At 67.5% G+C, this 26220-nt stretch carries 24 protein-coding genes; 10 read left to right on the forward strand and 14 right to left on the reverse strand.

Translation table 11 applies throughout. The features are described from left to right. Positions 1-35: 35 nt before the first annotated feature. From ABLE91_RS00545 to ABLE91_RS00565, 5 genes are all read right to left on the reverse strand, one after another. A complete protein-coding gene (locus ABLE91_RS00545) occupies positions 36-998 on the reverse strand; it encodes a polysaccharide deacetylase family protein (RefSeq protein ID WP_348927377.1) in 963 nt (320 codons plus the stop codon). Positions 999-1418: 420 nt separating this feature from the next. Then, positions 1419-2366 (reverse strand): 3-hydroxyacyl-CoA dehydrogenase, encoded by a 948-nt coding sequence (locus tag ABLE91_RS00550; RefSeq protein WP_348927379.1) that lies wholly within the window; start codon positions 2364-2366, stop codon positions 1419-1421. A gap of 177 nt (positions 2367-2543) precedes the next feature. Continuing rightward, a complete protein-coding gene (locus ABLE91_RS00555) occupies positions 2544-5069 on the reverse strand; it encodes a branched-chain amino acid ABC transporter ATP-binding protein/permease (RefSeq protein ID WP_348928294.1) in 2526 nt (841 codons plus the stop codon). A 64-nt stretch (positions 5070-5133) separates the two neighbouring features. Beyond that, on the reverse strand, positions 5134-6015 hold the full coding sequence (locus ABLE91_RS00560) for a branched-chain amino acid ABC transporter permease (protein WP_348927381.1): 882 nt from the start codon (positions 6013-6015) through the stop codon (positions 5134-5136). A 169-nt stretch (positions 6016-6184) separates the two neighbouring features. After that, positions 6185-7456, reverse strand: a complete 1272-nt coding sequence (locus tag ABLE91_RS00565; RefSeq protein ID WP_348927382.1) for an ABC transporter substrate-binding protein — start codon at positions 7454-7456, stop codon at positions 6185-6187. Positions 7457-7591: 135 nt separating this feature from the next. On the opposite strand from ABLE91_RS00565, the gene ABLE91_RS00570 reads away from it, so the two are divergent. Both ABLE91_RS00570 and ABLE91_RS00575 read left to right on the forward strand, forming a co-directional pair. Beyond that, positions 7592-8326, forward strand: a complete 735-nt coding sequence (locus ABLE91_RS00570; RefSeq protein WP_348927384.1) for a GntR family transcriptional regulator — start codon at positions 7592-7594, stop codon at positions 8324-8326. A gap of 49 nt (positions 8327-8375) precedes the next feature. Beyond that, a complete protein-coding gene (locus tag ABLE91_RS00575; protein WP_348927387.1) occupies positions 8376-9152 on the forward strand; it encodes an SDR family oxidoreductase in 777 nt (258 codons plus the stop codon). Positions 9153-9220: 68 nt separating this feature from the next. On the opposite strand, the gene ABLE91_RS00580 is transcribed toward ABLE91_RS00575, so the two are convergent. From ABLE91_RS00580 to ABLE91_RS00600, 5 genes are all read right to left on the reverse strand, one after another. Further along, positions 9221-10486 carry an HdeD family acid-resistance protein gene (locus ABLE91_RS00580; RefSeq protein ID WP_348927389.1) on the reverse strand — a complete coding sequence of 422 codons (1266 nt, stop codon included), beginning with the start codon at positions 10484-10486 and terminating at the stop codon, positions 9221-9223. 95 nt (positions 10487-10581) lie between these two features. Further along, the gene (locus ABLE91_RS00585; protein WP_348927391.1) at positions 10582-11298 is read right to left on the reverse strand and encodes an MgtC/SapB family protein; all 717 of its coding nucleotides are present in this window, start codon (positions 11296-11298) and stop codon (positions 10582-10584) included. Positions 11299-11406: 108 nt separating this feature from the next. Next, positions 11407-11988: a DUF2478 domain-containing protein gene (locus ABLE91_RS00590; RefSeq protein WP_348927393.1), complete on the reverse strand. Its 582-nt coding sequence runs from the start codon at positions 11986-11988 to the stop codon at positions 11407-11409. A gap of 56 nt (positions 11989-12044) precedes the next feature. Next, positions 12045-13298 carry a DUF2325 domain-containing protein gene (locus ABLE91_RS00595; RefSeq protein WP_348927395.1) on the reverse strand — a complete coding sequence of 418 codons (1254 nt, stop codon included), beginning with the start codon at positions 13296-13298 and terminating at the stop codon, positions 12045-12047. 120 nt (positions 13299-13418) lie between these two features. Continuing rightward, positions 13419-13793 (reverse strand): winged helix-turn-helix domain-containing protein, encoded by a 375-nt coding sequence (locus ABLE91_RS00600; RefSeq protein ID WP_348927398.1) that lies wholly within the window; start codon positions 13791-13793, stop codon positions 13419-13421. Positions 13794-13918: 125 nt separating this feature from the next. On the opposite strand from ABLE91_RS00600, the gene ABLE91_RS00605 reads away from it, so the two are divergent. From ABLE91_RS00605 to ABLE91_RS00640, 8 genes are all read left to right on the forward strand, one after another. After that, the gene (locus ABLE91_RS00605) at positions 13919-14827 is read left to right on the forward strand and encodes a LysR family transcriptional regulator (RefSeq protein ID WP_348927400.1); all 909 of its coding nucleotides are present in this window, start codon (positions 13919-13921) and stop codon (positions 14825-14827) included. Between the two features lie 241 nt (positions 14828-15068). After that, positions 15069-16274 (forward strand): NAD-dependent formate dehydrogenase, encoded by a 1206-nt coding sequence (locus tag ABLE91_RS00610; RefSeq protein ID WP_348927403.1) that lies wholly within the window; start codon positions 15069-15071, stop codon positions 16272-16274. An 80-nt stretch (positions 16275-16354) separates the two neighbouring features. Then, positions 16355-16876, forward strand: coding sequence for an HPP family protein (locus tag ABLE91_RS00615; RefSeq protein ID WP_348927406.1), 522 nt, complete (start codon positions 16355-16357; stop codon positions 16874-16876). A gap of 132 nt (positions 16877-17008) precedes the next feature. After that, positions 17009-17347 carry a helix-turn-helix domain-containing protein gene (locus ABLE91_RS00620; RefSeq protein WP_348927408.1) on the forward strand — a complete coding sequence of 113 codons (339 nt, stop codon included), beginning with the start codon at positions 17009-17011 and terminating at the stop codon, positions 17345-17347. 211 nt (positions 17348-17558) lie between these two features. Then, the gene (locus tag ABLE91_RS00625) at positions 17559-17903 is read left to right on the forward strand and encodes a GNAT family N-acetyltransferase (RefSeq protein ID WP_348927410.1); all 345 of its coding nucleotides are present in this window, start codon (positions 17559-17561) and stop codon (positions 17901-17903) included. 30 nt (positions 17904-17933) lie between these two features. Next, complete coding sequence (locus ABLE91_RS00630) at positions 17934-19586, forward strand: acetolactate synthase large subunit (protein WP_348927413.1); 1653 nt, start codon at positions 17934-17936, stop codon at positions 19584-19586. A gap of 265 nt (positions 19587-19851) precedes the next feature. Then, positions 19852-20559 (forward strand): 3-oxoacid CoA-transferase subunit A, encoded by a 708-nt coding sequence (locus tag ABLE91_RS00635; protein WP_348927414.1) that lies wholly within the window; start codon positions 19852-19854, stop codon positions 20557-20559. Next, the gene (locus ABLE91_RS00640; protein WP_348927415.1) at positions 20556-21236 is read left to right on the forward strand and encodes a 3-oxoacid CoA-transferase subunit B; all 681 of its coding nucleotides are present in this window, start codon (positions 20556-20558) and stop codon (positions 21234-21236) included. Before ABLE91_RS00635 ends, ABLE91_RS00640 begins: the two co-directional genes overlap by 4 nt. Before the next feature lie 87 nt (positions 21237-21323). Here ABLE91_RS00640 and ABLE91_RS00645 read toward each other — a convergent pair whose 3' ends face one another. From ABLE91_RS00645 to ABLE91_RS00660, 4 genes are all read right to left on the reverse strand, one after another. Further along, positions 21324-21992: a redoxin domain-containing protein gene (locus ABLE91_RS00645; RefSeq protein ID WP_348927418.1), complete on the reverse strand. Its 669-nt coding sequence runs from the start codon at positions 21990-21992 to the stop codon at positions 21324-21326. 37 nt (positions 21993-22029) lie between these two features. Next, positions 22030-24186 (reverse strand): protein-disulfide reductase DsbD family protein, encoded by a 2157-nt coding sequence (locus ABLE91_RS00650; protein ID WP_348927420.1) that lies wholly within the window; start codon positions 24184-24186, stop codon positions 22030-22032. A gap of 231 nt (positions 24187-24417) precedes the next feature. Then, positions 24418-24741, reverse strand: coding sequence for a Rieske (2Fe-2S) protein (locus ABLE91_RS00655; RefSeq protein WP_348927422.1), 324 nt, complete (start codon positions 24739-24741; stop codon positions 24418-24420). Between the two features lie 117 nt (positions 24742-24858). Then, on the reverse strand, positions 24859-26217 hold the full coding sequence (locus ABLE91_RS00660; RefSeq protein ID WP_348927425.1) for an amidase: 1359 nt from the start codon (positions 26215-26217) through the stop codon (positions 24859-24861). Positions 26218-26220: the final 3 nt, after the last annotated feature.

A 26220-nucleotide genomic window follows, 5' to 3' on the forward strand; every position in this document is an offset into this window, starting at 1 on the left:
CACAGCCATCCCGTTACGGAAAGCTGAAATCCCGATCAGAACTGGCCAGCGGGCGCCGCGGCCGGCGGCAGCGGACGGCCGACAACGGCCGTGGCGGATGCCGGCGTCACAGGCGGATGAATGGGCCGCACCTTTTTCTTTGGTGCCGGCGCCAGGGCTGCCACCTTCGGCGAAACGGGCTTGCCCTTGGCGATCAGCTCGGAGACGGTGAGGAACTTGTAGCCCTTGGCGATCAGCTCATCGAGCACGCGCGGCATCGCGGCCACCGTGGTGGCATGGATGTCGTGGGCAAGGACGATGGCGCCCGGCCGCACCTGCTTCATGATCTGGTCGTGGACAACCTGGGCGTCGCGATACTTCCAGTCGAGGGGATCCACCGACCAGAAGATCAGGCTCATTCCGTATTTCTCTTCGATGTGCTGCTGCAGCGACTGGGTTATGGCGCCGTAGGGCGGGCGAAGATAGATGGGCTTGGTGCCGGTCAGGCTCTGGACCAAGGCGGACGTGTCCTCGATCTGCTTGTCCACGGCGGCAACCGCCAGCTTGGGCAGCTGGGGGTGGCTCCAGGAATGGTTGCCGATTTCATGACCGGCGGCAGCGATGCTCTTGACGATGTCAGGCGCCGCCGCAGCCCGGGCCCCCAGGACGAAGAAGGTCGCCTTGATATTGCGCGCCTCAAGCATTTTGAGGAGCTTCGGCGTGGTCTCGGGATTGGGGCCGTCGTCGAAGGTCAGGGCGATATAGGGGCCATCCACTTCCACTGACGTGTAGGCCATGGGCTGGCGCGGCCCGGGCACAGGCGCGGCCCCCGGCGCGGCCGCAGGTGCATCGGGCACGGGCTGGAACAAGGCCGCCGGGGCCGCGGGCAAAGCCGGCAGGCTTGGCAAAGCGGGGATGGCGGAGAAGATGGTCCGCGTGGAAAAGTCCGGCAGGATGGCGGGCGCCGAAGAAGTCGGCGCCGGTGCGGCGACGGGCACATGGGCTTGGGCCGCGGGCACGGGTGCCGGCGTCGGCGCAGGCGCCGAGGAAAGCATTTGACTGCACGCGAGGCCGAGACCCAGGGCACCTGCCGCCAGGAACGCAGACACTGCTACAAACGCTTTCACGATGGCGGCTTCCCAACCCACGGAGGAGAACGGAGCATCAGTTTCGCTCTCCTTGTATGGATAAAGCGTGAAGCCGGCGTGATGCCGCTCCCATTGGCGCATAATTATGGCGCCGCAGGCCCATACTGAGATCAAAATCCCACACTCGGCGCCTGCCATAGCATTTCCGAGGCGAAGAGTCCGAACTCTGTTCGGCTTTTGTCCCGCCGCGAGAGCATGTCTTGCTCCCGCAGCCTTGCAACGCCTGCAGAGCCGCAGCACATATTCCGTAAGGGCATATAAAAGTTCTGCAAGGGTGAGGCGGCAGCCCCCTCAGCTCCCGATCTCCTTGGCCACCTTGCGCTTGTGCGCCGCCAGCGCCATGAGCCTGCGGTCGCGCCACACCTGCCGCTCGCCCAGTTGCTCCTCCGGCAGCCGCGCCCGGCGCTCGGTGAGGATGGTCTCCATCACCTCGCCCATCCAGTCCACCCGGCGCCACTGGCTGGGCGAGATGCGCTGGTAGATCTGCTCGTAGCGCGCGGCATAGTCCTTCACGCCGCCGGGGGCGTTGAGGTCGATGGTCTCGAACGGCCCCATGAAGGACCAGCGCAGCGCCAGCCCCTCGCGGATGCCCACGTCCACATCCTCCACGCTGGCATAGCCGTCCGCCACGAGACGGAACGCCTCCTCCAGCAGCGCGCCCTGCATGCGATTCATGACGAAGCCGTCCAGCTCCTTCTTCATGACGAGGGGCGCCTGGCCCGCCGCGCGCATGAGATCGGCGGCGCGCTGCATGGTGGAAGTTTCGGTCCAGGGCGCCGGCACCACCTCCACCGCTGGGATCAGATAGGGCGGGTTGATGGGATGGCACACGCAGCACCGTCCCCGGCCCGCCAGCTTTTCGGTGAACAGCGAGGGCAGGATGGCGGAGGTGGAAGAGGCCAGCACCGTGTCCGGGGCGGCCAGCCGGTCCAGCTCGGCGAAGAGGGGGAGCTTGATGTCGAGGCTTTCCGGGGCGTTCTCCTGCGCATGCACGGCGCCGTCGAGGGCGGCGGCATAGGAGGGGGCGGCGGAGAGGCGGGCGCGGACAGCGGCGGGGCTCGCGCCGTTGAGGAGATCGTTCTCCGCAAGGTCCGGCAGCACGCCCTCGATATAGGCAAGCGCCGCCTCCGGTGCGCCCTGTGCCTGATCTGCGAGCGCGACATCGAAGCCCGCGCGGGCGAAGGTGATGGCCCAGGCGCGGCCGATGAAGCCGGAACCGATGATTGCGATCTTGCTCATGGATGGCCTTTCAGATCATGCCGCCGCGGCGAGCGATGGAAAGCCCTCTCCCGCTTGCAGGGGAGGGTTGGGAGGGGGAAATGGTACGGTGCGAGGGCCGGGCGCCGGCTTTGCTTCACGGGCCCCCTCCCCAGCCCTCCCCCGCAAGCGGGAGAGGGAGCTTTGGTGCGCCGACCATCACAGCCACAACACGCTGCGCCGCAGGTCGAGGTCGCGTGCCAGGGGCCGCGCCGGGCCTTCGTGCACCACCTGCCCGCGCTCCAGCACCACGGCGCGGTCGGCGAGGTTCAGCACCACGTCGAGATGATGGTCCACGATGACCAGCGTCAGTTGATGGCGCAGCCGGTCGAATGCATCGAACAGCTCTTCTGTCACGGCGGGCGAGAGGCCCTCGAAGGGCTCGTCCAGCAGCAGCACGCGGGTGTCGCCCACCAGCGCGCGGGCCACCGCCACCATCTGCTGCTCGCCGCCGGAGAGCAGGTCCGCCGCCGTGTCGAGCCGCTGCTTCAGACGCGGAAAGAGATCCAGCACCTCTTCTTCCGAAAAATGCTTCCCCGCCCCGGTGCGGCGCTTCAGCCGGCCCAGCTCCAGATTGTGGCGCACGCTCATGCCGGAGAACAGCGCCCGGCCCTGGGGCACATAGCCGACCCCGCGCCGGGCGATGGCGGCCGGCGTCATGCCCGCAAGGTTCTCGCCCGCCAGCGCCGCCGTCCCCGTCGCCGGCGTGACGATGCCGACGATGGTCTTCAGCAGCGTGGACTTGCCGGCGCCGTTGCGACCGAGCAGGGCCAATATCTCCCCTTCCCGCGCCTCCAGCGCGACGCCGGAGAGGATGCGGCTCTTGCCATAGAAGGCATCCACCCCGTCCAGCGCCAGCATGGGCTTGTCGGTGGCGGCGGAGGCGAGATCGCGATTGGCGAGGGCCGCCGAGCCCGAACCGATATAGACCTCCTGGACCTTCTTGTTGGTGCGCGCATCCTCCACCGTGCCGTCCACCAGCACCGCGCCGTCCGCCATGACGGTGACCGCATCCGCCAGCTCGAACACCCGGTCAATGTCATGCTCCACCAGCAGCACGGGCACCTCGGCCGAGATTTGCTTTATGAGGTTGGACACCCGCGTGCGCTCGGCGGCGGCGAGGCCCGCCAAAGGCTCGTCCAGCAGCAGCACGCGCGGCCGCGAGGTGAGAGCGAGGCCCATGTCCAGCAGGCGCTGGCCGCCATAAGAGAGCGCGCCCGCCTCCGCCTTCTCCATGCCGGCGGCACCGAGGAAGGCGATCATCTCCCGCGTCTCAGCCTCGATCTCGGGGATGGAGGAAGCATCCGTCCAGGGGTCGAAGCGGCGGGCATGGGTCGCCTGAACGCCGAGGCGCAGATTCTCGTGCAAAGAGAGCGTGGGGAAAAGGTTGGTGATCTGGAACGAACGGGACAAGCCCTTCGCGCAGACCTGATGTGGCGACAACCCGTCGATGCGCACGCCCGCCAGCCGGATTTCCCCCGCATCCGGCTTGAACATACCGGAGATGAGGTTGAAGGCCGTGGTCTTGCCCGCCCCGTTGGGGCCGATGAGGGCGTGGAGCGTGCGGTCCCTCACCGCCACCGCGCCGTTCTCCACCGCCTTGATGCCGCCGAAGGCGCGGGCGAGGCCCTTCGCCTCCAGGATCGGCCCGTCCCCGGACCACGGTTCGCGCGCGGTGAGGGTTTTGGGCAGCGCCTGGGCCTGCGCCACCGTGCGCCCGCCCATGGCGGCGTCCTCCACGGTCCGCTTGCGCAAGGGGGCGAGAAGCCGGCCGGCGACACCCACGAGGCCCGTGGGGGAGAAGACGATGAAGCCCATGAAGAGGAGGCCGAACCAGAACAGCCAGTTGGGCGTCCACATGGAGAGGAATTCGCGGAACAGCACATAGAACAGCGCGCCCAGCGCCGGCCCCAGGAAAGAGCGCATGCCGCCGATCACCACCATGGCCAAAAGCTCGCCCGAGAAGGCCACCGCGATGGGGTCCGCCGAGGCGAAGCGATGGTTGAACACCATGAGCGCGCCGGCGAGCGCGGTGACACTGGCCGAAAGAGTGAAGCAGGCGATCTTGTAGAGGGTGGTGTTGTAGCCCACGAAGCGGGCGCGCTGCTCGTTCTCGCGGATCGCCGCCAGCACCGAGCCCATGGGCGAGCGCACGAAGCGCTGGAGCAGGAAGATGACGACGAGCACCACCACCGCCACCAGCGTATAAAACACCCCTGCCCGCTCCAGATCGAGCCCGAACAGGAGCCCGCGCTTCACCCCGCCAATGCCGTTCTCGCCACCGGTGAGCGCGGTCCAGCGATAGGCGACGGTGTAGAGAAGCGCCGTGAAGGCCAGCGTCAGCAGCGAGAAATAGACCCCGCGCCGCCGCAGCACGACGAAGCCCACCGGAACCGCGAGAAGGCCGATAAGGAGCATCGCCGGGATCGCCAGCGCCACGCCGCCATCGGGCCAGACGCGGTGCTGGAGAAGGGCCGCCGCATAGGCCCCGAGACCGAACCACGCGCCATGGCCGAAGGAGACGAGGCCGGTGTAGCCGACGAGGAGGTTCAGCGCCATGCACGCCATGGCAAGGATGGCGACATCGGTGGCGGAGGTGAGCGTCAGGCCGATGGCGTTGAGGACATAAGGCAGCGCCAGAAGGGCGGCGGCGGCGATCAGCAGGTTGGCATGGCGCTTCAGCATGGCGCCGCCTTTCGCGGGATGGGCGGTGGGATGTTCGAGGGTGACCGTGCGCGCCATGGGAGCCTCACTCGAACCTCAGGATGCGCTCGCCGAACAGGCCGCGCGGGCGCAGCAGCAAGACGAGGAGCATCAGCAGATACATGGACGCCTCGGCGGCCGGCGGGATGAAATAGACCGTCATGCCCCGCACCACGCCCACCAGCAGCCCCGCCGCCACCACGCCCCAGAAGGAGCCGAGCCCGCCGATCACCACCACCACAAAGGAGGCGGTGAGGATCTCGCTGCCCATGGCGGGATGGACGCCGGTGATGGGCGCGAGCATCACGCCCGCGAGCCCCGCAAGGCCGATGCCCAGCGCCGCCACGGCCGCGAGATAGGGCGTGAGCGAGATGCCGAGCGCGCCCACCATGTCGGGGTTCTGCACGCCCGCCCGCACCACCCGCCCAAAGGCTGTGCGCTGGAGCAGCAGCCACAGGCCAAGCACCGCCACGATGGCGACGACGAGGATGGCGAGGCGGTAGCGCGAATAGATGAAGTCGCCCACGAACACCTGTCCGCGCAGGAAATCGGGGATGGAGAAGGGGATGGGCGTGGCGCCGAAGGTCATGCGCAGCGCCTGCTCGATCACCATGGCGAGGCCGAAGGTGAGCAGCAGCGAGAGGATGGGATCGGCCCGGTAGAAGCGCGCGAACAGGACGCGCTCGATGACGACGCCGATGAGCGCCACGGCGATGGGCGAGATGAAGAATGCGGCGGGGAAGCCGTAACGGTTTCCGACCACCACCGCCGCATAGGCGCCGATGGCGTAGAACCCGCCATGGGCCAGATTGACGATGCCGCCGAGGGAGAAGATCAGCGACAGGCCGAGCGCGATGAGCAGATAGGCGACGCCCACCAGGAGGCCATTGAGCAATTGCTCGATGAGGAAGACGAGTTCGAGGGGCATGTCCTGCCTCGTTGTCCGGGTGGCGGCGCCCCCTCTCCCGCTTGCGGGGGAGGGCTGGGGTGGGGGCCGAGCGAAGCGAGGAGGAGCGCTCGATCTGAGAGCGCCCTTCCCCCTCCCTAACCCTCCCCCGCAAGCGGGAGAGGGGACGGCATTGCGCTTGCGGAAATCGTCACACCGGGAACGAGCAGGCATTCTCCGCAGGGGTCGGCGCGATCACGTCCAGCGCGTCATTCTGCGCGGGGACAGCCGGGCCGAGGACCATCAGGTCCCACTGGTCTTTCACCTGCGCCACCGGCTTCGCCGAGATGGTGTACATCTCCTGGATGAGCTGGTGGTCGAAGGCGCGGAAATAGCCCTCCCGGCCCTTCAGGATATCGAGCTTGGGTTCCTGCTCGAAGAAGCCGATGAGCTTTGCGGTGTCCGTGCCCTTGGTCTCTGTCATGGCGCGGGCCACCGCCTTGGTGGCCACGTAGTCGCCCCACGCCTGGTTCTCCGGCGGCTTGCCGAACTTCTTGGTGAAGGCGGCCACAAACGCCTTGGAGGATGGGGCCGCCACGTCATGGTGCCAGATGCAGGGCCAGATGCCGCCGAACGAGCCCTTGCCCGCGCCCCACGCCACCGCCGTGTCGAAGCCGAAGCCGCCATAGGGAAATTGCAGGCCGAACTCGGCATATTGCTTGATGAAATTGGTGATCTGGTTGCCGGCGAGGTTGGAGATCACCACGTCGGGGCGCGCCTGGCGGATCTTCAGCATATAAGCGGAGAAGTCCGTGGCGTCGGTGGGCACCAGTTCGTCGGCCATCACGGTCCCGCCATTGGCCTCGATATAGCGCTTGGCGACGCGGGAGAGGTCATGGCCGAAGGCATAGTCGGCGGTGAGGAAGAACAGCTTCTTGCCCTTGATCAGCCCGTCGCGCAGCATGGCGGCGCCCACGGCCTTCACATATTGCGTGTTCGCACCCTCCACATGGAACATGAAGCGGTTGCAGTCCTTGCCGCGCAGGGCGTCCGAATTGCCGCCGGTGTTCACGAACATGATCTTGTTGCGCGCCGCAACTTGAGCGATGGCCAGGCACGAGGCGGAGGAAATCTCGCCGATCAGCACCGCCGCCTTGTCGCGCTCGATATAGCGCTCGGCCTTGGAGGAGGCGGTGGCGGGGTTCACGCTGTCTTCCATGATCAGCGACACCTTGCGGCCATTCACGCCGCCGGCGGCATTGATCTCGTCCACCGCGAGCTGAACGCCCATCTGCGCATAGGCGCCGAGCGGCCCGAGGAAGCCGGTGAGCGGGGTGAGATGGCCGAACACGATGGTGTCGGCCTGGGCCTTCACGATGGCCGGGGCGAACACGCCGCCGGCGATGGCCGCCGCACCCATGCCCTGGAGCACGCGGCGGCGGGAAACAGACATGGAAGTGGCGTCGGGGGTCTTGTGCGACATGGCGTTCTTCCTCCCAGGGGTCCGCTCCGCCTCACGGAGATGAACGCCTTGGCGGACGCCCTCCCCTTGATTTACCGAGGTCGAAACGGTTGCCGATTGGTTCGGCAATCTGTTATCTGTGATCACACATATCAGATGGGCATAATGGAACACAACCCCGCTTCCTCAGAGCAACCCGACGATGCCCTCTCCGGCCGCATGGGGCGCATCGTGCGTCTCACGCTGGCGGACACGGTCTATCGGGACCTGAAGGAGATCTTGCTGTCCGGCCGCGCCGCCCCGGGCGAGCGCTTCACGCTGCGCGGGCTTGCCACTGCCATCGGCACCAGCCCCATGCCGGTGCGCGAGGCGGTCTCGCGCCTTGCCGCCGAGAACGCGCTGGAAGTGCTGCCGAACCGCGCCGTGCGCGTGCCGCTCATGCCCCGCGTGCGCTTCGAGGAATTGCGGCTCATCCGCATCCAGCTGGAGGGCCTTGCCGCCACCACCGCCGCGGCGAACGCCACAGAAGAGGACATCGCGGAGGTGGCCCGCTTCGAGCGCCTGTTCGCCGCCGAGCGCGAGAAGCGCAAGCCCGACGGCGCCGCCGCCATGCGCTACAACAAGGACCTTCATTTCGCGCTCTATCGCGCAGCGCGCCTGCCCACCCTCCTCCAGATGATCGAGGGCCTGTGGCTCCAGATCGGGCCCGTGCTCAATCTCGATTTCCAGGCGGGGCCGGACCGGGTGCGCCAGGGCGAGGCCCATGTGCACCATGAGGCGCTTGTCGCCGCCCTGAAGGCGCACGACCCGGACGCGGCGCGCGCGGCGCTGGTGAGCGACATCTGGAGCGCCGGAGACTTCATCCTTTCACGCGGCATCCTCCCGGATTGACCGCGACGGCAGCCCGGGCCGCAACCGGGAGAAAAACGTGGAGGACGCCATGGATCTCGGCATTACCGGCCTGCGGGTGGTCATCACCGCGGGTGCGGGCGGCATCGGCCTCGAAATCGCCCGCGCCTTTGCCAAGGAGGGCGCACGCGTGATCGTCTGCGACGTGGACGCGCCGGCGCTGGAGGCACTCCGCACCCACGATCCCGACATCTCCGGCCATGTGTGCGACGTCTCCGACCGCGCCGCCGTCCAGCGCTTCATGGACGACGCGCTCGGCCGGCTCGGCGGGCTCGACGTGCTGGTGAACAATGCCGGCATTGCTGGCCCCACCGGCCGGGTGGACCAGATCGACCCCGCCGACTGGGACCGCACGCTGGCGGTGGACATTACCGGCCACTACAACGTCACCCGCCTCGCCGTGCCCGCGCTGAAGGCCAGCGGCAACCCCTCCATCATCGGCCTGTCCTCGGCGGCGGGACGCTTCGGCTTTCCACTGCGCACGCCTTATGCGGCCTCGAAATGGGCGGTGGTGGGCTTCATCAAGTCGCTGGCCATGGAGCTGGGCGAATTCGGCATCCGCGCCAACGCCATCCTGCCCGGCGCGGTGGACGGTCCGCGCATCCGCTCGGTGTTCCAGAACAAGGCGCGCGAGCGCAACCTGCCGGTGGAGGAGATCGAGGCGCAGGTGCTCGCCACGGCCTCGCTGAAGCGCCTCATCCCGCCGCAGCATCTCGCCAATGTGGCGGTGTTCCTGGCCTCGCCTTTGGGCTCCAGCATTTCCGGGCAAGCCATCGCGGTGGACGGCGACACGCAAATGCTGGTGTAGAACCGGCTTCGCGCATCCAAGACAACGGCCCTGCCCGGCCCGACGTCACCCCTTGGGTATGCCCGCCGTCATTGGCCCATCGGCCGCTGCTGAGCCAGGATCCCAGAGAGGGCGCGCACATAGTCCAGCACCAGGCCCGGCGTCCAGGCCATGGTGGTGGCGCGCTGGCGCAGCATGCCGGCGAGCATCAGTTCCGGGCTCATCAACAGTCGCAGCACGAAAATGGGCGAGCGGGCGGCGTCCTCAAACACGCCCTCCAGCCCCGCATCAAGGGCCTTGACCACCGCGCTGGAACAGTTGCGGTTGGTGAGGTTGTAGGTGGGGTCCTGCCGGTAGAGCGCCCAGAACGCTCGCAGCGCGCGGCCATCCACGTTGGGAATCGGCACCTGGAAGGAAGAGGGGCACCAGCCCGCGCTCTCTTCCTGGTAGCTCGGCTGGAACCGGCCGGGCACGTCATTTTCCTTGGTGGCCCTCAGAACGCGGGCGAAATCCGATGGCGCGCGGTCGATCTCCACCCCGGGATAGTGGCTGATATAGAGGCTCGGCGGCAGTTCGAGCGCGGAATGGCCGGTGGAGATGTTTCCCTGCTCATCCACGGCGGCGATGTAGCGCTGCATGCCGTGATGGAGGGCGGGCAGCGCACCGGTGGGCGTCCAGACATGCACGGTCGCAGTCTCGCGCGCACGAAGCGCCTCTGGAGCTTCTTCCGGGCCGGCGATCACGTCCGCCGCTGTGGGCAGTGCCGGCCAGCCGGTGGAGGCGATGGAGGACAAGGTGGTCTCGGGCGGCATGTGGCGCAGCCGCAGGGCGAAACCCAATACGCCCAGCGCCGATATGATCAGCAGCATGCCCACGTCCGATTCCACCTCGCCGGCATAATTGGTGGGCCATGGCGAGAGCGACCATACGCCCATCGTGAACTGGAAAATGGCCTTCGCCAGCGACATGCGCCAGCCCGGGATCCGCACCACGATGGCGCTTCCGCCACGCCAGAAGCCGTCCACACACATGAAGGTGCCGACGATGAGTCCCACCGCCATGGAACTGTGGCGGGGCAGCGCGATCAGAAGGACGGCGACGATGATGAAGACGAGGGCCTTGCCGAACCGCAGCATGCGCGCGCGCTTGAACGCCACGACGGCGATGAGCGTGAGCCCGGCGTCGATCAACAGCAGTGCCGCGAAGAATGTCAGCGGGATTCGGACCTCGTCGATGAAGGCATTCACGGAGAAGAACACCCCGAGCGCCATCCAGACGAGACCGAGGAAGCCGAGGACCCACCATCTGCGCCGGAGCAGCCGGCCCCCGAGAAGAAGAAGAAAGAGTTGAACCATGGCAAACCTTCAATGAAATGGCCGGCTTAGAAATCGTCCCCTTCGGTAGCCGCGCCCCGCTCCCGCTTCAAGGGCTTGGCGGCTTCAGGCCCCTCTCAATAGGTTGTGTTTACTTCCCAGTTTGCGTGGCGCACGCCCGGCACAAGCCGGAGGGCCTCCATCACCGCATCCAGTTCCTTGGTCTTCGCCGTGGTGCTGACCAAGCGCGCCACGATCTCCGTGACATTGTCGGAACCCGCGGTCAGGTGAACATGAGCCACCGGATACTTCGCCTTCTTGAGCTGGGCGACCATCTTCTGGCGGATCGCCGGCACCTTCTCGCTTTCCGCACTCACACGCACCTCATAGACCGCTTCCGAACCGCCCTCGTCGATGGGGATGCGGTTGATGGCGTTGACGAGGGGGCGCAGCAGCGTGTTGCCCGCGAGGATGAACAGCGTCACCGCGGCTGCTTCCGCGAGGCGATCCGTGCCGGCGCACGCGCCGACCGCCGCCGAGGACCACAGCGTCGCCGCGGTATTGAGCCCGCGGACATTCATGCCCTCTTTCATGATGACGCCGGCGCCGAGGAAGCCGATTCCCGACACCACATAGGAAATCACCCGCACCGCGCCTTCCGGCCCGGTGAGGCGCATGCTGAGATCGACGAAGGCAGCGGCGCCCACCGCCACCAGGACCACCGTCCTCAGCCCCGCGCTGCGCTGGCGATATTGCCGCTCCGCGCCGATCGCCGTGCCGAGAATGAAGGCGACGACCAAGCTGACAAGCGTGTCCAGAAGCGAGAGCAGATCGAAGGCTTCGATGAACTGCACGTCTTAATCCCCGCCCTGCGCCAAACCCTGCGCATGATCATTGGCATACCTCACATGCCATGACGAGAGGACGGGGACGTGACAGCCATCAGGCGTGGGCAGAAGCGCCTATTTGCTGTGTTCGCAAAATGTCGCGGGGTACGGCTGCTGCTGAAGCGGACGCGAAACGCTGTTCCACCATGCATCAAGGCTAGCGCGCGTGCAGTCGAGCTTCACGGACAACCCCTCGGTGAATCTCAGCCAGTCGGTGAAGCGCGACTGAGGCACGGGAAGCAGGACGGGCACATCCCGCGCCACCGCCTCCGAGATCACCGTGAGGAGGCCGCCGCCGGAGCGCTCGGCGGCGCCGAAGCGGTTCAGGAGGAGAAGGTCCGGCCTGCGTCGTGCGGCCTTCAGCAGCCAGGCCTCCGCATGGATGAGGGCGCTCGACCAGGAGGCGGAGGTGGGATGCTCGGTGCTGCCGCAGCAGGCAATGGCAAGGGTGCGCCCGCCGGGGATGAAGACGAGGCCGCTGCCGGCGGCGTCGGGGAGATGGGCATTGCGCCCTTGCAGCACCCCCACGGCGTTCACGCCCCGCGCCCTCAGGTCCGCCGCAAAAGCGGCCATGAGTTCGTCGGGGTGCTGATCGGGCGTGTAGACGAGGGCTGCGATATCGCAGTCGCTGTCGAAGGCCGTGCTGCGCGTCGACATCTTTACCTCGCGGGGGGCCTGAGGCCCTTTGGGGATATATCCGCGCTGCCGCTGCCTCATTCGGCCGCGAGCGGCGTCCGGGTCGTGAGGTCGGCGAGCGCCGCCGCGAAACTCGCGAGGCTGGCGCTCCGCAGCGGGACGAAGGGTTTTCCGGCCTCGCGGCAGAGCCGCTTCACCTGTGTGGATGCGAGGTGGCTCACGCAATCCACCGGGAAGAACGCGATGTCGGCCTGGCTGATGAGACCCGGCAGGAGCGTGGTGGTCTCCTCCACGCCGCCATCATGGCTGAGGAGTTGGCCGCCGAGGCGCTCCGCCAGCCCCCGCAATTGCTCGATATGCTTCGGCCGCCCGCCCACATAGAGCAGGCGCCGGCCGTCGAGCCGGGACGCGGGCGCATCAGTGGCATCCGAGGAAGAAGCCGGCCCGGAGAGTGAGGCTTCCAGGGAGGCGATCTCCCGCTCCAGGTCCGAGGCCTGCCGCTCCGCTTCGACCGCCCGGCGCTCGCTTTCGGCCAGGGCCAGATCGCGGGCGGCGAGACGGTCCGCCAATGCGGCGGAGCGGGCCTGCTCGTCGCCGAGCCGCTGCCGCAGGACGGAGACGGCCTCCGGCTCGGGGGCGGGGGTGGCGGCCAGTTCCAGGGCCCGCTTCAGGTCGGCTTTCAGCTGCTCCGCCTCCCGCTGGAGCACGGACCGCTCCTGCGACATCTGCTGGAGGCGGCTTTCCTGCCGGGCGATCTTCTCGTCCCGCGCCCCGAGGTCGCGCTCCAGCTCGCGCAGCTTGGCGATGTCCGCCCGGTTCGACATGCCCACCAGATGGGAGAGCATGTGCACGTCCCCGAACACCTCACGGACCAATCCCGCATCGGTGGCCGAATGGGTGAGCACCGCCCAATAGGCGCCGGGCACCTCGCCCTTGTCGAGGCAGGTGCGCCACAAGGCGCGCACCTCCTCCACCGTCGCCGCCTTGGAAAAGCGCCGCACAAAAACCTCGTGGCGCTTCTCCAGCATCTTGTTGAGCAGCTTGCCCGGCAGGTCCCGCCGCCCTGCGGCGCGCACGGCAAGGCTGTGCACCTCGTGGTCGGAGGCGGTCTTCGCCAGCGGGTCCTTCAGCTTGACGAAGAACTGGCGCAGCTCGGTTGTGGAGAGGCAGGTGCCAATGATGGAGCAGTGAAGATTGGAGGACAGCTCCCAGATGCGCTCGCGGCGGGAACCGTTGCTGAGCACAAGCTCCTCGGCGGGCTCCTTGTCCGCGGACGGGAACATGCCGGCCCGTTCGGCGAAATGGCGCAGGAGGACCGGGGAGGTGTTCACGGGCTCGGCTCATTCGTAATGCTTTTTCGGATATAACGATGACCGCAAACACCCCCACTTTGTCAAGATGCTGCATTGAAAATGGCGCTGGGCGCCCGCCGCCCCGCTATGCCCGACCGGCTATTCGGCGGCGGAGGACTTGTCGGCGACCGAGGATTTGGCTGCCAGTTCCTGCTTCAGCGCGGCAAGGTGGGAGGATGCGGCCTCCGTCGCCGCCTTCTCGATGGCGCGGTAGCGGGTCACGAGGGTGAGGCCGAATGGCGTGAGTACGGCCCCTCCGCCCCGCCGCCCGCCGGTCTGGGCGGCCACCACCGGCGTATCGAAGGTGTGGTTGAGATCTTCCACCAGCTCCCAGGCGCGGCGGTAGGACATGTCCATGGCGCGCCCGGCGGCCGAGATGGAGCCGAAGGCTGCGATCTTCTCAAGAAGCTCGATTTTGCCCGGACCGATCCGCAGGTCCGGGGTCAGATCGATGCGCACACTCAGGGACGCCATGGGACAAGACCTGTGAAGAATCGGGCTGCCTCACAATCGGCGTCCCTTGGAACCAGTCTATCAAACAGCCTGGAGCCTTGTCGTTATTCCCGAAACTGAATAACGTATCGCGCAAGGAGACATGCATGTTCGTCCGCCAGCTTCACTATTTGGTCGCCGTGGCACGGGAGGCTCATTTCGGCCGCGCGGCGGATGCCTGCCACGTGTCCCAGCCGACGCTGTCCTCCGGCATCCGCAAGCTGGAGGAGGAACTGGGCCTACCGCTGGTGATCCGCGGCCACCGCTTCCTCGGCCTCACGGAACAGGGCGAGCGCGTGCTGCTCTGGGCGCAGCGCATCGTCGCCGACTATGACGGGCTGAAGCAGGAGCTTTCCGGCTCCGGCGCCGGGCTCTCCGGCGTGCTGCGCATCGGCGCCATTCCCGCCGCCTTGCCCGCCTTGCCGCCACTGGTGAACGCCTTCTGCGCGCGCCATCCGCAGGTGCGGGTGCAGATCCAGTCCATGCCGTCGGCCGCCATCCAGCGCGGGCTGGACGAGCTGGAGATCGACGCCGGCGTCACCTATCTCGACAACGAGCCCCTGAGCCGCGTGCGCACCACCCTGCTCTATGACGAGAGCTATGCCTTCGTCACATGCGCGCCGTGGTTCTCCGGGCGCGACACCATCACCTGGGCCGAGGCCGCCGACTGCCCGCTCTGCCTCCTCACGCGGGACATGCAGAACCGGCGCATCATCGACCAGATCTTTGCCGAGGCGGGCATCGTCTCCAACCCGCGCATCGAGGTGAATTCGTTCGAAGGCGTCTGGTCCATCATCTGCTCGGGCGCCTGGGGCGGCATCGTGCCGTCGAGCCATGCTGAGGTGTTCGGCCAGATGGAGGGCCTGCAGGTTCTGCCCCTCATCGATCCCGTGCGCACCCAGCCGGTCGGCCTCGTCATATCCGACCGCGACCCCGCCTCCCCCGTGGCAACGGCCCTGATGCGGCATGCGCCGCGCCGGGAAGCGATTTCCGTCCGGGCGCCGGCCCTCACCTGACGCTGCGTCATTCGTTCCGTCTATGAATTCTTGCGTCCAAACGATTGGACGCGCGACGTCCTCAGCCGTTGAATATCCGTCATCGGCTGACCCATGGCGTTGAGCTCACGCCTCTCAGCCGGACCCGACGCGCAGCGGTCGTGGCCTCAGGCCCATCGCCCGCGCCTATCGCTCCCCGGAAAGGCCGCCCCAAGCGGCCGAAGGGGTCTGCGCGCCCGATTCAATGCAACAGGAGGAAACCATGGCCAAGGTGGTCTGCGTTCTTTATGACGATCCGGTCGACGGCTATCCGAAGTCCTATGCCCGCGACGACCTCCCCAAGATCGACCAGTATCCCGGCGGCCAGACGCTGCCGACGCCCAAGGGCATCGACTTCCAGCCGGGCACCATGCTGGGCAGCGTCTCCGGCGAGCTGGGCCTGCGCAAATATCTCGAAGCGAATGGCCACACCCTCGTCGTGACCTCCTCCAAGGACGGCCCGGACAGCGTGCTGGAGCGCGAGCTGCACGACGCCGAGATCGTCATCTCCCAGCCCTTCTGGCCGGCCTACATGACCGCCGAGCGCATCGCCAAGGCGCCCAAGCTGAAGGCGATCATCACCGCCGGCATCGGTTCGGACCACACCGACCTGCAGGCGGCCATGGACCGCAACATCACGGTCGCCGAGGTCACCTACTGCAACTCCATCAGCGTCGCCGAGCACGTGGTGATGATGATCCTCGGCCTCGTGCGCAACTACATCCCCTCCTATCAGTGGGTGGTGAAGGGCGGCTGGAACATCGCCGACTGCGTCGCCCGCTCCTATGACGTGGAGGGCATGCATGTGGGCACGGTCGCCGCCGGCCGCATCGGCCTTGCGGTGCTGCGCCGCCTGAAGCCGTTCGACATGCACCTGCACTACACCGACCGCCATCGCCTGCCGGCCGAGGTGGAGAAAGAACTGAACCTCACCTGGCATGAGACGCGCGAGGACATGTACAAGGTCTGCGACGTGGTCACGCTGAACTGCCCGCTCCATCCCGAGACGGAGCACATGATCAACGAGGACACGCTGAAGCTGTTCAAGCGCGGCGCTTACCTCGTAAATACTGCGCGCGGAAAACTGTGCGACCGCGACGCCATCGCCCGGGCGCTGGAGAGCGGCCAGCTCGCCGGCTATGCGGGCGACGTGTGGTTCCCGCAGCCCGCCCCGCAAGACCACCCCTGGCGGACCATGCCGCACCACGGCATGACCCCCCACATCTCCGGCACCTCGCTCTCCGCCCAGACGCGCTATGCGGCGGGCACGCGCGAGATCCTGGAATGCTTCTTCGAGGGGCGGCCCATCCGCGATGAGTATCTCATCGTCGAGGGCGGCAAGCTCGCGGGCGTCGGCGCCCATTCCTACAGCGCCGGCAACGCCACCGGCGGCTCCGAAGAGGCCGCAAAGTTCAAGAAGGCCGTCTGAGGCTTTCCCCCTATGGCGGCGCCACTTCGGCGCCGCCATTTTCCTTTTCAACCCCTCCCCGCACCATAAGGAGTGCCGCGATGTCGTCGCGCGACGCCGCGCGCGAAGTCGCGCCCCGCAAGGCCCCTCCCCGCTTCAGCCTGCCCGCGGCCCGTTGGGCCCAGGCGGCGCTCGCCGGGCTCGGCGGCTTCGTCACCATCCTCGCTCTGGCCATGGCGGAAGCCGGTGTTGGGACGCTTCTCCTGATCGCCCCTTTCGGCGCGAGCTGCGTCCTTGTCTTCGCCCTCCCGCAGAGCCCGCTCGCCCAGCCGCGCAACGTCATTGGCGGGCACCTCATCTCCACGGCCATGGGGCTTTGCGTGCTCCATCTGCTGGGCGCCACGCCGCTCGGCTTCGCGCTGGGCGTGGGCCTCGCCATCGCCGCCATGTCGCTGACCGGAACGCTTCATCCGCCGGCAGGCGCCGATCCCATCGTGGTGATGATGGTGGCCGCGCCCTGGTCGTTCCTCATCTTTCCCGTGCTCACAGGCGCGCTGACCATCGTCCTGATGGGCATCGGCTTCCACCGCTTCGTTGCGGGAAAGCCGTATCCCACGCCCTGAGGCCGCCGCCGGCACGGGCTCCCTCCTAGGCATGGCTCATGTCAAAGCATCTTGCGTTATATTCATTTGGATATAACACTGACCGCACCCATCGAGCGTTGGCTCGCGCCCTTCCTATGCAGCGGAAAGCCCATGCAGACCAATGGTGAGGCCGAAAGCACCGACGCCTTCCACGCCATCGCCCACCCCACGCGCCGCGCCATCCTCGATTTGCTGCGCCTCGACGACATGTCGGCCCCACAGATCGCCTCCCGTCTCAGGGAAAGCGAGGAGGGTATCCGCACGCACGTCAAGGTTTTGCAGGATGCAGCCTTGATTCAGGAAAAGCGCGGGAGATCACAGGCCCTCTCCGTGGTGCCGGGTGCTCTGGCGGAGGTGGATCATTGGCTGACCTCCTTCCGGCCGTTCAAGCTCGTGCGCATGTCGGATTTCAAGCGGCTGGTGGAAGCCGAGAAAAGGAATGGCCGCTAGGGGCCATACGCTATATCGGCGTGAATGTAGCGTGCGGAACGCTGCGTCATCCGTAATGCACCTCTCCGCCGCTTCCAAACCCTCGTGAAACAATTGCCGCCGCGAAGCCTGCCGCGGAACACCCAGCACGATATCGCACTGGCGGCCCGTATATTTCTCCCGATTGCTTTTGCAGTCCCCCAATCCGCTCCATAAGAATGGCGCTGGAGATGTGACACGTGCACGGGGCGAGGAGCGCTCGCCCGCCGGCACGGTCAGCGCACGGAGGACGAACGAGATGGGCGGCGAAGTCATCGACAATCCCGCTGAAAGCCGTTTCGAAATGCCCGTGGGAGACGAAATTGCCGTCGCCTATTACGTGATCGAGGACGGCCGGGTGGTCCTGACGCATACGGAAGTCCCCCAGGCCCTGTCCGGCCAGGGCATCGGCTCCAAACTGGCGAAAGGCGTGTTCGAGAAGATCCACGCCAGCGGGCGGCGGGCGATCGCCAAATGTCCCTTCATGGCGGCCTATGCGAGCCGTCATCCGGAATTCGCCGCCCTCCTGGATGGTTGAGGCGGGAAACGCGAAGACAGGAACGAAAACATGACAAAGGGCTCCGATCTTCTCGTTGCGGCGCTGGAAAATGAAGGGGTCGACCGGATCTTCGGCATCCCCGGCGAAGAAAATCTCGATGTGGTCGAATCCCTTCGCACGTCGAAGATCGAGCTCGTGCTCACCCGGCACGAACAGGCCGCCGCCTTCATGGCGGCGACCCAGGGCCGATTGACGGGGCGGCCGGGCGTCTGCCTGTCCACTTTGGGACCGGGCGCGCTGAATTTCTCCACCGGCGCGGCCTATGCGCATCTCGGCGCCATGCCCATGCTGATGATCACCGGCCAGAAGGCCATCAAGAGCGCGCGGCAGGCGCGCTTCCAGATCGTCGACATCGTGGGCGCCATGCGGCCGCTGACGAAGATGACGCGCCAGATCGTGTCGGCCTCCTCCATTCCCACCATCGTCCGCGACGCGTTCCGCATCGCCGTGGAAGAGCGCCCGGGGCCGGTGCATCTGGAGCTTCCGGAGGATATCGCCGCCGAAGAGGCAGACGCCGCCCTGGTGCCCCCGCACCCCATCGACCGCCCGGTTGCCTCCCCCGTCGCCCTTGAGCGCGTGGCCCGCATGATGCTGGAGGCGAAATGCCCGCTGATCATGATCGGCGCCGCAGGCAACCGGCCGCGCCTGATCGAGCCCCTGTCCGATTTCGTCCACAGGATGGGCATCCCCTTCTTCAACACCCAGATGGGCAAGGGGGCCGTCACCGGGGGCTCGGACCTCTATCTGGGCACGGCCGCGCTGTCGGAGCGCGACTATGTCCATGACGCCATCGACTGCGCGGACCTTATCATCGCCATCGGCCACGACACGGTGGAAAAGCCGCCCTTTCTCATGGGGCGCGCCCTGGGCGGCCGGAAGGTCATCCATATCGGCTACGTCTCCGCCAATGTGGAAGAGGTGTTCTATCCCGATGCCGAGCTCATCGGCGATATCGGGGCCAGCGTCACGGCGCTGGCGGACCGTCTCGACGGCAAGCTGAAGCCGGACGAAGGCATGTTCGCTCTGCGCCGCGAGATTCTGGCGCACATTAATGAAAGGGCGGAGGATGGCGCCTTCCCGGTGACGCCGCAGCGCCTCGTGCACGACATCCGCCACGTCATGCCCGAGGACGGCACCGTCTGCCTCGACAACGGCATGTACAAGATCTGGTTTGCGCGGAACTACCGCACGCGCATCGCCAACACCCTGCTGCTGGACAATGCCCTCGCCACCATGGGCGCCGGCCTGCCCTCGGCGATCGCCGCAAAGCTCGTCCACCCGGAGCGCCGGGTGCTGGCCGTGTGCGGCGACGGCGGGTTCATGATGAACAGCCAGGAGCTTGAAACGGCTGTGCGGCTCGGCCTCGATCTGGTGGTCCTGATCATCGAGGATTCGGCCTACGGCATGATCCGGTGGAAGCAGGCGGTGGACCAATTCCCCGATTTCGGCATGACCTTCGGCAACCCCGATTTCGTCACCTATGCGCGCGCCTATGGTGCCGAAGGGCACCGCGTCGGCGCCACCGCGGATCTCGTCCCCACCCTCGAGGCGTGCTTCCAGGCGGGCGGGGTGCACCTCGTCGCCGTGCCCATCGATTACAGCGAGAACGTCCGGGTGCTGGTTGACGAGCTGGGCAACCGCACCACAGGCGTGCCCGATTGAAGGGGCGCCCGGGCTCTGCCCGCTGAAGGACGCGCCGGGAGGCCGGTTCCTTGCGCGGGCAGGTGGGCGAAGCGGGAGAAATCGTCTATGCCGGCACGGACCGGGCATCCCCGGACCTCGCCACGGGCTCTCCAAAGCCCTTGGCCGGGAACGGATGCTGCGGATCGATGCTGCCATCGGCTCAGCTGCGGCGGCGTGGGAACCGGCTGAAGAGCCTGGACCGCCGGGGCCTCCGGCGGCGCGGCTCGGGTAGGGTGAGGAAACGATGAGGAAACCGGTCTACGACCTGGCCGGCGCCGTCGCGGATATTCCCGATGGCGCAACGATCATGATCGGCGGCTTCGGCGGCGCGGGTGCGCCCGTGGAGCTCGTCCATGCGCTGATCGATCAGGGTGCGCGAGAGCTCACCGTCGTGAACAACAATGCCGGCAACGGAGCCGTGGGCCTTGCGGCGCTCATTCGCGAGCGGCGCGTGCGCAAGATGATCTGCTCCTTCCCGCGCTCCGCCGATTCCAGCGTCTTCCAGGAGCTGTATGCCGAAGGCGCCCTCCAGCTCGAGCTGGTGCCCCAGGGCACGCTCGCCGAGCGCATCCGCGCGGGTGGTGCCGGCATTCCGGCCTTCTTCACCCGCACGTCGGTGGGCACGCCGCTTGCCAAGGGTAAGGAAGAACGCGAGTTCGACGGCCAGCGCTATGTGATGGAGCGTTGGCTGAAGGCCGATTACGCCCTGGTGAAGGCGCGCCGGGCGGACGCCTACGGCAACCTCCTCTACAACATGACCGCGCGGAACTTCGCGCCGCTCATGTGCATGGCAGCCGCCACCACCATCGTCCAGGCGAGCGAGATCGTGGAGCCCGGCGGGATCGATCCGGAGGCCGTGGTCACCCCCGGCATCTTCGTGAACCGTCTGGTGGAAGTGCGCGCTCCCGCGCAGGAGGAGCGCCTCGTGGCCGAAGGAGTGCGCTACCCATGAGCATCGATACGAAGGTGAAGAAGCTCACCCGCCAGCAGATGGCGTGGCGCGCCGCCCAGGACATCGCCGACGGCAGCTACGTCAATCTCGGCATCGGCCTGCCCGAGCTGGTGGCGCGCTGCGTGCCCCCCGGCCGGCACGTGACCTATCACACCGAGAACGGCCTCCTCGGCTTCGGCGAGCGGCCCCCGGCCGGCGAGGAAGACCCCGACCTCGTCAATGCCGGCAAGAAGCCGGTGACCCTGCTGCCCGGCGCGGCGCTGTTCCACCATTCGGACAGCTTCGCCATGATCCGGGGCGGGCATCTCGACCTCTCCATCCTCGGCGCGTTCCAGGTGGCGCAGAATGGCGACCTCGCCAACTGGCAGGCCGGCGAAGACGCCGTGCCGGCGGTGGGCGGCGCCATGGACCTCGTCAGCGGCGTGAAGCAGGTGTTCGTGCTGACCGAGCACACCACCCGCGACGGCAAGCCCAAGCTGGTGGATGCGTGCTCCTATGCCCTCACCGGGGCTGGCGTGGTGAGCCGCGTCTTCACCGACCTTGCGGTGGTGGACATCCGGGACGGACATTTCGTGGTGCTGGAGATCGTCGACGGGCTCGACCTCGCCGGGCTCCAGGCCGTGACGGGCGCGCCGCTCCATACCGACGGCACGCCGGGCGTTCTCCAGGCGCCCTGACACGCCGGCCGCGCGCGGCCGACATGAAGACGGTGGTGACGGGCTGCCGAAACGGCGGCCCGTCAATGCCAAGAGCGAAATGCCCGCTCAGCTTCCGACATATTTGACGCTGCACCCATAGGGCCGGGTGACGGCCGTGGCGACCTGCTCGCCCTTCAGGGCCGCCTGGAGCGCGTCCCGGAAATAGGGCTTCGCCTTCTCGATGTCCTCCACCCGCGTGGAGGCGATGGAATCGATGCCGCCCATATAGAGCAGCTTGCCGTCCGCGCCGATGATGTACATGTGCGGCGTGGTCTGCGCCCCATAGGCGCGGCCCATCTTGCCGTCGGCGTCCAGCAGCACGGCAGTGGGCGTCGCCTTGCGCTCCTGGGAGAGGCTGTTGGCCTTGGCGCCGTCCACATGGCCCTGCTCGCCGGGGGCGGAGGAGATGACGGTGAGCCAGACCGCCCCGGCGGCCTTCGCCTCGTTCTGCAGCTTCTGCATGTTCTGCGCGCCGTAATGCTTGCGCACGTAAGGACAGTCATGGTTCGTCCATTCCAGGACGACGAGCTTGCCCTTCAGCGCCGACAGGCTCTGCACCTTCCCGTTGCTGTCCACCACCGAGAAATCCGGCGCCGGCTGGCCGACCTGCGGCGCCGCGAAGGCGGGGGCGGCCCCCAACAGGAGCGATCCGGCGGCAAGGCCCGCCGCACCGCCGGCAAGGAACGTCCTGCGGTCGAGGCGGAGGAGGTCGAGAGGAAAGCGGGTCTTCGTCATTCGTCTTCTCCCATGTGCTGTTTCGGGACGTGCGGTTTCAGTTCGTGGCGCGCTGGATTTCCTCCACCAGCATGGCCTCGGTGAGCACAGGGGGGAGCACAACCGGCTCGCCGCCCCCTGCGGGGTAAAGGGCGTAGAAGGGAAGGCCGTCGCGATTGAAGCTGCGCAGGAAGGCGGTGATCCGCGGATCCTGGTTCGTCCAGTCGCCCTTCAGATAGGTGACGTCATTCACCTCGAACGCCTTTTTGACGGCGGTGGTGGACAGGGCCGTGCGCTCGTTCACGAGGCAGGTGATGCACCAGGCGGCGGTCATGTTCACGAACACCGGCTTGCCCTCCCGCCGCAGCGCGGCGAGGCGCCCATCGTCGAAAGGCTCAGCCCCGGAGGAGGCTGCCCCGGCCTCCGGCGCGGCGACGGCCCGAAGCTGCGGCAGCAGCGCCAGCGTTCCAATGATGGCCGCCATGGCAAGGCCGCGCGGAATGAAACCCCGACCGCTTCCATGCTGGGCGATGCCGTAGATCCAGGCGGCAAGCGCCACGAGGAGCGCGCCCGAGAGCGCGATCATGACGCCGAAATCTCCCGCCTGCCGCGCCAGCACCCAGACCAGCCAGGCGGCGGAGGCATACATGAGGAAGGCCATGGCCTGCCGCAGGCGCACCATCCACAGACCGGGGCGCGGCAGGAGCCGCGCAAGGCCGGGAAAGAGCGCCAGCAGCCCATAGGGCGCCGCAAGGCCAAGGCCCATGGCGGCGAACAAAGCGAGGCAGACGGCGGGCGGCGCAGAGAGCGCGGTGCCGATGGCCGCGCCCATGAAGGGCGCCGTGCAGGGCGTCGCCACCACTACCGCCAGCAGCCCGGTGAAGAAACTGCCGCCATGGCCCGGCTTCCCGGCGAGACCCTGCCCCATGCCCGCCATGGACAGGCCGATCTCATACACGCCGGAAAGATTGAGGCCGATGGCGAGCATGAGCCAGCTCATGGCTGCAACGAAGATGGGGCTCTGGAACTGGAAGCCCCAACCCACCGCACTGCCGGCGGCCCGCACCGCGAGCAGCGCGCCGGCCAGCGCCACGAAGGCCACCAGCACGCCGAGCGTGTAGAAGAGGCCGGACAGGCGGATGTCCCGCAGGCTGCCGCTGGAAAGCCGCGCGATGGACGTTGCCTTGATGGCGAGGACCGGGAACACGCATGGCATCAGGTTGAGGATGAGACCGCCGAGAAAGGCGAACATCGCCGCCTGAAGGAGAGACAGGCTCTCTCCGCTGCCCATGGGCACGCCCGATGCCTGCCGTGGGCTGGGGGCGGCCGCATCGGCCGGAGCAGCGATCTCGAACCATCGCGTCTCGCCGCCACCATCGGTGACAGCGAGGAGGCCGGACACAGCACCGCCGGGACTGAATGTCTGGCCCTTCTCCATGGCCAGCGTGAGCCGGCCCTCATCCACGGTGAGCTGCTGGGGGGCGGCATGGGTGAGGACGCCCCATTCCGCGGGATAGAAGAAGGCGCCCCGGACCGATGATGGCAGGATGTCCTTGCCCTCGACCGTCAAGGCGAGCGCGGCACCCTCAGCCGCCAGCCGCGCGGTCCAGGGGCTCGGCCGGGGCTGTCGCATATCGGAGGCGGCAAACGCCGCCGCCACGTCCGGGCCGGCGGGAGACGGGATGGCGGAAATCGGAAGGTCGAGGCTGAAGCGTCCGGCTTCGGGAATGCACTCCTTCTCGCAGACCAGCCAGTCCGCCTCGGCGGCAACGGTGAAGGTCTGCCCCGGTGCGGCCGAGCCGGGCACCGTCACCGTGATGGGGAAGACCACCTCGCGCTCATAGCCGAAGCTCATCACCGGGCCGACGGAGAAGCGGTCGGGCCCCGGCCATTGGATCTCGCCGGCCTGCGCACCATCCGGCAGAGCCAGCCTGATCTCCGGCGGGGCGCCCGCATCACCCGGATTCTTCCAATAGGTGTGCCAGTGGGGCGCCAGCTTCTGGCGCAAGCCGATGCGGAAGGTCGAGCCGGGCGCGACGCTGTCCGCATCGCTGATGAGGGTGACCGTGGCGCGGGGGCTGCTCTGCGCCGCGCTCTCCGCTGCCTGAGCGCGCGCAGGCGCAAGGAGCGCGGCGGCCGCGATCGCGCCGACCGCCCACCATGCCAGTGCCCCGCTCCGGGACGTTCGTCGCGCGCCTGCCGCTGTCGAAATCACGCACATCTCCGATAGGGAGCAGGGTCATGTTGCCTAACGTAAGGATGCGTGTTTTTCGCGGTGCGGCAATGGCGCTTTGCCCCGGCCCCTGGCAGGGCGGACTCAGGCGGGCCGGAAAGAACTATCTATGTTTCAATGGATTAGCGAAAGTTCACCGGCATTTTTCAAAGCTGCCAGGGCGTCTGCACAATGGCGTGAGGCCTCGCACCACGCGGTGACGGCAGCGCTGCCTCACGAAGCGACCAGCCCGGCAAGGTCGACCTGTACCTCGTCGCCCACCTGCCGCGCATCATACAGGCGCAGGGGCCGGAACAACCAGCCGGCGGCGGTTCCGTTATTGAGATCGAACCAGGCCAGATGGCGGGGACAGAGCAGTTTCCCGTCCGAGCACCGCCCGTCAGCGAGATCTGCCGCCTCATGCGGACAGGCCCGCTCGGCGGCGACCAGCCGCTCCCCATCCCGGATGATGATCAGCTGAACGCCCTCGACCGTCGCCGCGACGATCTGCTTGCCCTTGAAGGCATCGGTGCGGCACGCAGGCACCCAGCGGGTCATGTCGTCCGTGTGCTCCAGGCGCCGTCTCGATCTCACGTCTCCCCGCGCAAGGGGCGAGCAGCCACCCTAAAGACTGGCGAAGGTCCCCTCAACTGCCACGCGGCGCAACCGATTGCTTCAGGCACGCAGGGACGCTTGAAGCGCGGCCTCCACAGCCTGCCCGATGGCCAGCAGCGAGCGGTCATGCCCTGCCCCGGCGGCGATCATCAGCCCCACGGGGGCCGTATCAGGCGCATGGCAGGGAACGGAGAGCGCACAGCCGTCCAGGAAGTTGATGAAGGTGGGATTGCGCAGGATCAGCGCATTGGCGGCGGAATAGGCCGCTTCGTCGCGTTCCAGTTCCTTCAGCACCGGAGCGATGACGGGCACGGTCGGCAGGACCGCCGCGTCGAACGGCATGAGCCGCGCCTCCACCGCCGAAATCCAGGCCCTGCGGGCCTCCAGCACGTCGATATAGTCGGCGGCGGATATATCGCGGCCGCGCATCATGCGGACCAGCACGCGCGGATCGTAGCGCGAACCTTCGCGCTCGATCAGGGAACGATGCCAGTGCCACGCCTCCGCAGCGGCAAGGCCGCCCTTGGCATTGATGGTGGCAAGCGCGGCAAATTCCGGCAATGCGATCTCGGTGATCTTCGCGCCGGCACTGGAAAGGATGCCGAGCGCCTTCTGGAAAGCTGCGGCAACGCTCGCGTCCATGCCGTCCAGCACCACAGTCGTGGGCGCCGCTAATCTCAGGCCCGCGAGCATCGCCGGCGGCGGGATGTCTTCGCCTTCCCCCGAAAGGACGGCATCGAGCAGCGCGCAGCACGCGACGCTCGGTGCCAGGGGGCCGATAGAATCGAGGCTGGTGGAGAGCGGCAGCACGCCTTGGAGGGGGACGCGCCGGGCCGTCGGCTTGAAGCCCGTGAGACCACAGAGGGCGGCGGGAATGCGCACCGAACCGCCAGTATCCGTGCCGATGGCGGCGGCGGCCATGCCGTCCGTCACCGACACCCCCGCGCCGGAGGACGAGCCGCCGGGAATACGTCCCGTGGCCCGGTCGAACGCATTGAGCGGCGTGCCATAATGGGGATTGAGGCCGAGGCCGGAAAAGGCGAACTCGGTCATGTTGGTGCGGCCCACCAGCACAGCGCCCGCCGCCAGGAGGCGCCTCACCACTTGCGAATGCGCCGACGCGGGAGCGGCGCCGTCGCGGGCGACGGAACCGGCAAGGGTGGTCTCGCCCGCGACGTCGAACAGGTCCTTGATGGAAACCGGCAGGCCCTCGACGGGCGAGCGCGGAGAACCCGCCTTGATCAGCGTGTCGGAGACCTGCGCCGCCGCGCGGGCTTTATCTCCATAAAGCCGGGTGAAGACACGCGCGCCTTCACCCGCCGGATCGGTGGCGCGCTCCAGCGCGACCTCAGTGAGGCCGGTGGAGGTGGCGCGCCCCGCATCCAGGGCGGCGCGCAGTTCAGAAAGGGTCGCCGCCACGGC

Source organism: Aquabacter albus (assembly GCF_040049275.1).
Classification (GTDB): domain Bacteria; phylum Pseudomonadota; class Alphaproteobacteria; order Rhizobiales; family Xanthobacteraceae; genus Aquabacter.

Coding starts and splice junctions, on each gene's coding strand:
- ABLE91_RS00550 (WP_348927379.1), bottom strand. CDS start 2,366: ATGAGCAAGATCGCAATCATCGGTTCCGGCTTCATCGGCCGCGCCTGG.
- ABLE91_RS00555 (WP_348928294.1), bottom strand. CDS start 5,069: ATGCTGAAGCGCCATGCCAACCTGCTGATCGCCGCCGCCGCCCTTCTG.
- ABLE91_RS00560 (WP_348927381.1), bottom strand. CDS start 6,015: ATGCCCCTCGAACTCGTCTTCCTCATCGAGCAATTGCTCAATGGCCTC.
- ABLE91_RS00565 (WP_348927382.1), bottom strand. CDS start 7,456: ATGTCGCACAAGACCCCCGACGCCACTTCCATGTCTGTTTCCCGCCGC.
- ABLE91_RS00570 (WP_348927384.1), top strand. CDS start 7,592: ATGGGCATAATGGAACACAACCCCGCTTCCTCAGAGCAACCCGACGAT.
- ABLE91_RS00575 (WP_348927387.1), top strand. CDS start 8,376: ATGGATCTCGGCATTACCGGCCTGCGGGTGGTCATCACCGCGGGTGCG.
- ABLE91_RS00580 (WP_348927389.1), bottom strand. CDS start 10,486: ATGGTTCAACTCTTTCTTCTTCTTCTCGGGGGCCGGCTGCTCCGGCGC.
- ABLE91_RS00590 (WP_348927393.1), bottom strand. CDS start 11,988: ATGTCGACGCGCAGCACGGCCTTCGACAGCGACTGCGATATCGCAGCC.
- ABLE91_RS00600 (WP_348927398.1), bottom strand. CDS start 13,793: ATGGCGTCCCTGAGTGTGCGCATCGATCTGACCCCGGACCTGCGGATC.
- ABLE91_RS00605 (WP_348927400.1), top strand. CDS start 13,919: ATGTTCGTCCGCCAGCTTCACTATTTGGTCGCCGTGGCACGGGAGGCT.
- ABLE91_RS00610 (WP_348927403.1), top strand. CDS start 15,069: ATGGCCAAGGTGGTCTGCGTTCTTTATGACGATCCGGTCGACGGCTAT.
- ABLE91_RS00615 (WP_348927406.1), top strand. CDS start 16,355: ATGTCGTCGCGCGACGCCGCGCGCGAAGTCGCGCCCCGCAAGGCCCCT.
- ABLE91_RS00620 (WP_348927408.1), top strand. CDS start 17,009: ATGCAGACCAATGGTGAGGCCGAAAGCACCGACGCCTTCCACGCCATC.
- ABLE91_RS00630 (WP_348927413.1), top strand. CDS start 17,934: ATGACAAAGGGCTCCGATCTTCTCGTTGCGGCGCTGGAAAATGAAGGG.
- ABLE91_RS00635 (WP_348927414.1), top strand. CDS start 19,852: ATGAGGAAACCGGTCTACGACCTGGCCGGCGCCGTCGCGGATATTCCC.
- ABLE91_RS00640 (WP_348927415.1), top strand. CDS start 20,556: ATGAGCATCGATACGAAGGTGAAGAAGCTCACCCGCCAGCAGATGGCG.
- ABLE91_RS00645 (WP_348927418.1), bottom strand. CDS start 21,992: ATGACGAAGACCCGCTTTCCTCTCGACCTCCTCCGCCTCGACCGCAGG.
- ABLE91_RS00655 (WP_348927422.1), bottom strand. CDS start 24,741: ATGACCCGCTGGGTGCCTGCGTGCCGCACCGATGCCTTCAAGGGCAAG.